Raw genomic sequence first — 6,000 nt, forward strand, 5'->3', positions numbered from 1 at the left:
AGAAGATATTTGCCGCACTGCCTTGTCCCCTCGCTCAGCTTGCGGGGAGAGGGCTATTGCATGTTTCCTTGAAACGTAGCTGATTTAAGGACAAAAACATGCAGCAATTTAAAAGTGCTACAGCGACCTTTGTGCGTCTGAAAAGACGCACGGCGCTGTGAGGGGCAAATCACCACGGCACGATCTCTCAAGCAAGCTGCGAGGCGATATAAAGAAGCGTTGCCGCGATGAGCCAAAGCGCGATGCGGCCGGAGCGGGTGTGGCGCGCCTCGGCTCTGCCGATCGCTTCGGCCGTCTCCGCATCGAAGCGCAGGCCGTTCTCGGTCATGGCCATGATTTCCGCGGAGAAGCGTTCCGTGCGGGCGGCGATTTCGGGGGCCGCTTCGGCGACCCTGAGCGCCGCATGCAGACCGTCGCGCAGATCCGCGACGATGCGCTTCGGCCCGAGATTGTCCCTGATCCATTTGCTGACGACCGGTTCGGACGCCCTCCACATGTTGAAGCGCGGATTGAGCGTGCGCGCGACACCCTCGACGACGACCATCGTCTTTTGCAGCATAACGAGCTCGGGCCGCGTCTGCATGTCGAAGAGTTCGGTGACCTCGAACAGCAGCGTCAAGAGCTTCGCCATCGAGATCGTCTCGGCCGGCTGGCCGTGGATCGGCTCGCCGATGGCGCGGATCGCCTGAGCGAAGCTCGCGGCGTCGTGATGCGAGGGGACATAGCCGGCCTCGAAATGCACGTCGGCGACGCGCTGGTAGTCGCGCGTGATGAAGCCGTAGAGGATCTCGGCAAGGAAGCGGCGCTCCTTCCGGCCGAGCCGACCGACGATACCCATGTCGACGGCGACGATATGGCCGGCCTCGTCGACGAACAGGTTGCCCTGGTGCATGTCGGCGTGAAAGAAGCCGTCGCGCAACGTGTGCCGCAGGAAGGACTGGATCAGCGTTTCGGCGAGCTGGTTCAGATCGTGGCCGGCGGCCCTCAGACCCTCGATGTCCGACATTTTCACGCCGTCGATCCATTCCATCGTGACGACGTCGCGGCCCGTGCGTTCCCAGTCGACCTTGGGTACGCGAAAACCGGAATCTTCCTTGGTGTTCTCGGCAAGTTCGGAAAGCGCCGCGGCCTCGAGTCTCAGGTCCATTTCGACCTTGGTCGTCTGCTCGAGCGTCTTCGTCACTTCAACCGGCTTCAGCCGGCGCGTATAGGGCAGGAAGCGCTCCTGCATGCGCGAGACGAGATACATCGCCTCGATGTCGGCGGCGAAGCGCTGGCGCACACCCGGGCGGATAACCTTGACCGCCACTTTCTCGTGGCGACCGTCGCGCAGGATTACAGCCGGATGCACCTGGGCGATCGATGCTGCGGCCATCGGTTCGGCAAATTTCGTGAAGAGCGACTCGATGCTGCGGCCGAGCGAGGCTTCGATCGCCGCCTTGGCGTCGCTTTGCGGAAAAGTCGCCATCCGGTCCTGCAGGAGCGAGAGGTCAGCGGCGAGCTCGGCGCCGACGACATCCGGGCGCGTCGCCAGAAACTGCCCGATCTTGACATAGGAGGGGCCGAGCCGCTCGACGGCACGGGCGAGCCGGCCACTGCGCGCCTCGAGCCGTGCCTCGCGGCGCGCAAGCAGACCGGCGAGCCTCTGCACGAAACGCGCCAGCGGAGGAAGGTGTTCGGACGGGACCGCAGCAAAGGCGTTCTCGCGCGCCAGAACCCAGCCGATCCGCACAAGACGGAAATATGCTCCGGGAGTGCTCATGCTGTCAGATTTTCCAGCCGGAATGCAGCGCCGCAATACCGCCCGTATAGTTGGTGAAGGAAACGCGGGAGAAGCCGGCATTGCCGATCATGGTCGCGAAATCGCGCTGATTCGGGAATTTCCGGATCGATTCGACCAGATACTGATAGGGCGCGTCGTCGCCGGTGATGAGCTTGCCGAATCTCGGGATCGCATGGAACGACCAGGCGTCGTAAAAGCTGTCGAGCAGCGGCATCTCGACCTCGGAGAATTCGAGCACGAGCAGCCGCCCGCCGCGCTTCAGCACCCGGTAGGCCTCTTTCAGCGCCACCTCGATGCGCGGCACGTTGCGGATGCCGAAGGCGATCGTATAGGCGTCGAAGGAATTGGCCGCGAAGGGCAGGTCCTCGGCATTGGCCTCGACGAAGTCGAGATTGGCTGTGAGCTCTCTTTTGCGGGCGCGCTCGGCGCCGACGGCGAGCATCGAACCATTGATGTCGAGCACGGTCGCGTGCGCCTTTCGGTCCGATGCCTCGACGATGCGGAAGGCGATGTCGCCGGTGCCGCCGGCCACATCGAGAACGCGGTAATCTTCCCGGCGCGGCGGGTTCAGCGCGGCGATCATCGCATCCTTCCAGATGCGGTGCAGACCTGCCGACATCACATCGTTCATGATGTCGTAGCGCTTGGCGACCTTGTGGAAGATGTCGTTGACGAGCGGCTGCTTCTCGCCTGCGCCGACTTCGCGGAAGCCGAAGGAGGTCTCCATCCCGCCACCCGCCGATACGCGCTCATCCGCCATACGAAAACTCCACTTCAATCAAATTCGCCGGCACCATAGCGAAATCGTCCCACACACGCTATCTCAGCGGCAGTGATATCGCCGCGGCCCACGCACCGTGCGTCTTTCGGACGCACGAAGGGCCGTTATGACACTTTGAATCGCTGCATCCCTATAGGTCATCAACCCTGAGATGGGAATGCATGCGCGGCGGTGGAATGAACAAAGGATAAAGGGAAAACGGCCGATGCCGGAATTGCCTGAGGTCGAGACGGTCAAACGAGGATTGGCGCCGACGATGGAGGGGGCGCTTCTGGTGCGGGCGGAACTGCGCCGGCCGGATCTGCGCTTTCCGTTCCCTGAGAATTTCGCCGCCGCCGTTTCCGGCCGCCGGATCCTCGCGCTCTCGCGCCGAGCCAAATATCTGATGATCGATCTGGAAGGCGGCGACGTGATCGTCGCGCATCTCGGCATGTCCGGCTCCTTCCGGATCGAGTCCGGCGTGGGTCCCGCGACGCCCGGTGTTTTCCAGCATCCGCGGGGCAAGGACGAGAAGCACGATCACGTGGTCTTTCATCTCGATGCGCGGTCGGGCCCGGCACGGGTGATCTACAACGATCCGCGCCGTTTCGGCTTCATGGATCTCGCGCGGCGCGACAGGATCGCCGAGCACGTCTTCTTCCGCGATCTCGGGGCTGAGCCGACGGGCAACGCGCTCGACGCCGCCTATCTCGCCGCCCGCTTTGCCGGCAAGGCGCAGCCGCTGAAAGCCGCCCTTCTCGATCAGAAGACGATCGCCGGTCTCGGCAATATCTATGTCTGCGAAGCGCTTTGGCGCTCGGGTCTGTCGCCGAAAAGGGCGGCCGGCACGCTCGTCGACAAGCGCGGTCGCGCAAGGCAAGCCTTGTTCACGCTGACGGAGGCGATCCGCGCGGTGATCGCCGATGCGATCGTAGCCGGCGGCTCCTCCTTGAAGGATCACATCCAGGCTGACGGCAGCCTCGGCTATTTCCAGCACAGCTTCTCCGTCTACGATCGGGAAGGCGAGGCTTGCCGCACGCCCGGCTGTCGCGGTACGGTCGCCCGCATCGTTCAGGCGGGGCGCTCGACCTTTTATTGTCCGCACTGCCAGAAATAGGGCAGCATGAGGAAGGATGCGTGCCGTTTGCCGGCGCGTCCGCTCTCGTCTGACGGGATAGAGTCGCAAGTGGAGGAGACGGGAATGAGTTACGAGACGCTGCTGGTCGAAACGCGCGGGCGCGTGGGCCTGATCACGCTCAATCGGCCGCAGGCGCTGAACGCCTTGAATTCGGTCCTGATGCGCGAACTCGACGCGGCTTTGAAGGCCTTCGATGCCGACAAGGCGGTGGGTGCGATCGTCGTCACCGGCTCCGAGAAGGCCTTTGCCGCCGGCGCCGACATCAAGGAAATGCAGGCGCTCGATTTCGTCGACAGCTATCTCGGCGATTTCCTCGGCGGCTGGGAGCACGTGGCGGGTGCCCGCAAGCCGATGATCGCGGCCGTTTCCGGTTTCGCGCTCGGCGGCGGCTGCGAGCTCGCCATGATGTGCGACTTCATCATCGCGTCGGAGACGGCGAAGTTCGGCCAGCCGGAAATCACGCTCGGCGTCATGCCCGGCATGGGCGGGTCGCAGCGACTCATCCGCGCCGTCGGCAAGGCGAAGGCGATGGACCTCATCTTGACCGGCCGGATGATGGACGCGGCGGAGGCAGAGCGCTCGGGACTCGTTTCGCGTGTGGTGCCGCCGGAAAAGCTCTTGGACGAGGCGCTCGGCGCCGCCGAGAAGATCGCATCCTTCTCGCTGCCGGCGGCGATGATGGCCAAGGAGGCGGTCAATCGCGCGCTGGAGCTGACGCTTGCCGAAGGACTTCGCTTCGAGCGGCGGCTTTTCCAGTCGCTTTTTGCGACCGAGGACCAGAAGGAGGGAATGGCCGCCTTCGTCGCGAAGCGCAAAGCGGACTTCAAGCACAAGTGAGCAAGGCACCCGCGAGTGTGGGCGAGGCGCGGTTTTCGCAAATTGCGCGTTGACGCGAGGTCGGTTTCCCGCTATACGCCGCCCTCAGTTTGGAACGCCCTCACGCGAGGCTTTCCGATAATGCTCCCAAATTTGCTTGGATGACAGGTCGCAGTGACCCGGCACGGCGAAGGCGGAGTTCATGTCAGTTTTCGAAGAGAGGCATCCATGGCCAATACAACTTCGGCGAAAAAGGCGACCCGCAAGATCGCACGCCGTACCGCAGTGAACAAGGCTCGCCGTTCGCGTATCCGCAGCTTCGTCCGCAAGGTTGAAGAGGCGATCGCTTCCGGGGATCAGGCAGTCGCAGCCGAAGCGCTGAAGGCAGCGCAGCCGGAACTGATGCGCGCCGCCAACAAGGGCGTGCTGCATGCCAACACGGCCTCGCGCAAGGTTTCCCGCCTCGCACAGCGCGTCAAGGCCCTTTCGGTCTAACCCGGCTAAACAAAAATTTGTTAACGAAAAGCCCGGCGTAAGCGCCGGGCTTTTCGGATTCATGCTTCCGTCATCGTGGTGGTTGCTTCGTCTTGCGGCGGTTGTGTCAATGCCGTGACAAAATTTATGGTGATGTATCAACAACTTGCGAGAGGTTGCACCCGAGGGGCCATCTCGCGGCGTGGATGGTTCCCGCCGAAAACGAGTCAAGCGAATTTTTTATTTTTTTCTTTTTCGCCAGCTAAGCAAGAACGCAAAAAACAAAACCCTTGATTCGACAGGGATTCTTCAGGGACTCGGAAAGCGGCATGCAAAACGCGGCGCGAGAGTCAACTGGCAGCGTTTGAAGACGAGCAAAAATCGCGATTGATCTTGCCGAGCGATCCTGCCTAAATGGCTCCCACAGGGGACACGGATCATATCTGTACGAGGAAGTTTTGAGGTCATTTCAACGAGATGGCTTTGGGCTTTCCGTTTCCTGTGGCGGGGATCTCCACGTCGTTCAATCAGACAAGTCGAGATGATAAATCCGGGCGAGCCTTCGCTCCGGAACGAGGATCTTTCGTCTTGTGGTTGTCGGGGCGGGGCCTTCGTGGGTTTGTGTAAAGCGTCGGAGGATGAAGGAGACTGCGGCCGTCCGTTTCGTACGAGGGTGCGGACTGGCCGATGACGAGGAAAATGATTCCGCAAGGCTTGAAAGCAGCCGCACGGAATCGATAAGGCGAGGCGCGAGGGGACATCCGACCAAGCGAAGGCGGGCGGATGCGCGTAGCGCGCACCGCGACCGGGATATGAGGAGCCCGGTTTCGGTGCGACCAGGGCGCCCGTCGGACGCGGCATGGCCTAAGGCAGCCGCGGCAGGCGGGCATAAGAGATGAGGCCGGCAGCGATGACGGCATCGGAGAATGATATTTGGAAGGCGGCAACATGCAGATGAATTTGGCGACGGCACCTGAAGGATTTCAGGCCGGAAGCAATCAGTCTCAGGCGGCGGGGGAAAAACACGAC

At 62.3% G+C, this 6,000-nt stretch carries 5 protein-coding genes; 3 read left to right on the forward strand and 2 right to left on the reverse strand.

All coding sequences use genetic code 11. From position 1 onward, the window contains the following. Positions 1-187: 187 nt before the first annotated feature. Positions 188-1,762 (reverse strand): 2-polyprenylphenol 6-hydroxylase, encoded by a 1,575-nt coding sequence (gene ubiB, locus M728_RS17740; RefSeq protein ID WP_026619553.1) that lies wholly within the window; start codon positions 1,760-1,762, stop codon positions 188-190. A gap of 4 nt (positions 1,763-1,766) precedes the next feature. Then, complete coding sequence (ubiE, locus tag M728_RS17745) at positions 1,767-2,543, reverse strand: bifunctional demethylmenaquinone methyltransferase/2-methoxy-6-polyprenyl-1,4-benzoquinol methylase UbiE (RefSeq protein WP_026619554.1); 777 nt, start codon at positions 2,541-2,543, stop codon at positions 1,767-1,769. Between the two features lie 226 nt (positions 2,544-2,769). On the opposite strand from ubiE, the gene mutM reads away from it, so the two are divergent. The 3 genes from mutM to rpsT all read left to right on the forward strand — a co-directional run bounded on the left by mutM (position 2,770) and on the right by rpsT (position 4,992). Further along, positions 2,770-3,660: a bifunctional DNA-formamidopyrimidine glycosylase/DNA-(apurinic or apyrimidinic site) lyase gene (mutM, locus tag M728_RS17750; protein ID WP_026619555.1), complete on the forward strand. Its 891-nt coding sequence runs from the start codon at positions 2,770-2,772 to the stop codon at positions 3,658-3,660. A gap of 84 nt (positions 3,661-3,744) precedes the next feature. Further along, a complete protein-coding gene (locus tag M728_RS17755) occupies positions 3,745-4,518 on the forward strand; it encodes an enoyl-CoA hydratase (RefSeq protein ID WP_026619556.1) in 774 nt (257 codons plus the stop codon). A gap of 207 nt (positions 4,519-4,725) precedes the next feature. Continuing rightward, entirely contained in the window at positions 4,726-4,992 is a 267-nt protein-coding gene (gene rpsT, locus M728_RS17760; protein ID WP_026619557.1) for a 30S ribosomal protein S20, read from the forward strand. Positions 4,993-6,000 lie beyond the last annotated feature (1,008 nt).

The organism is Ensifer sp. WSM1721 (assembly GCF_000513895.2).
Taxonomy (GTDB): domain Bacteria; phylum Pseudomonadota; class Alphaproteobacteria; order Rhizobiales; family Rhizobiaceae; genus Sinorhizobium.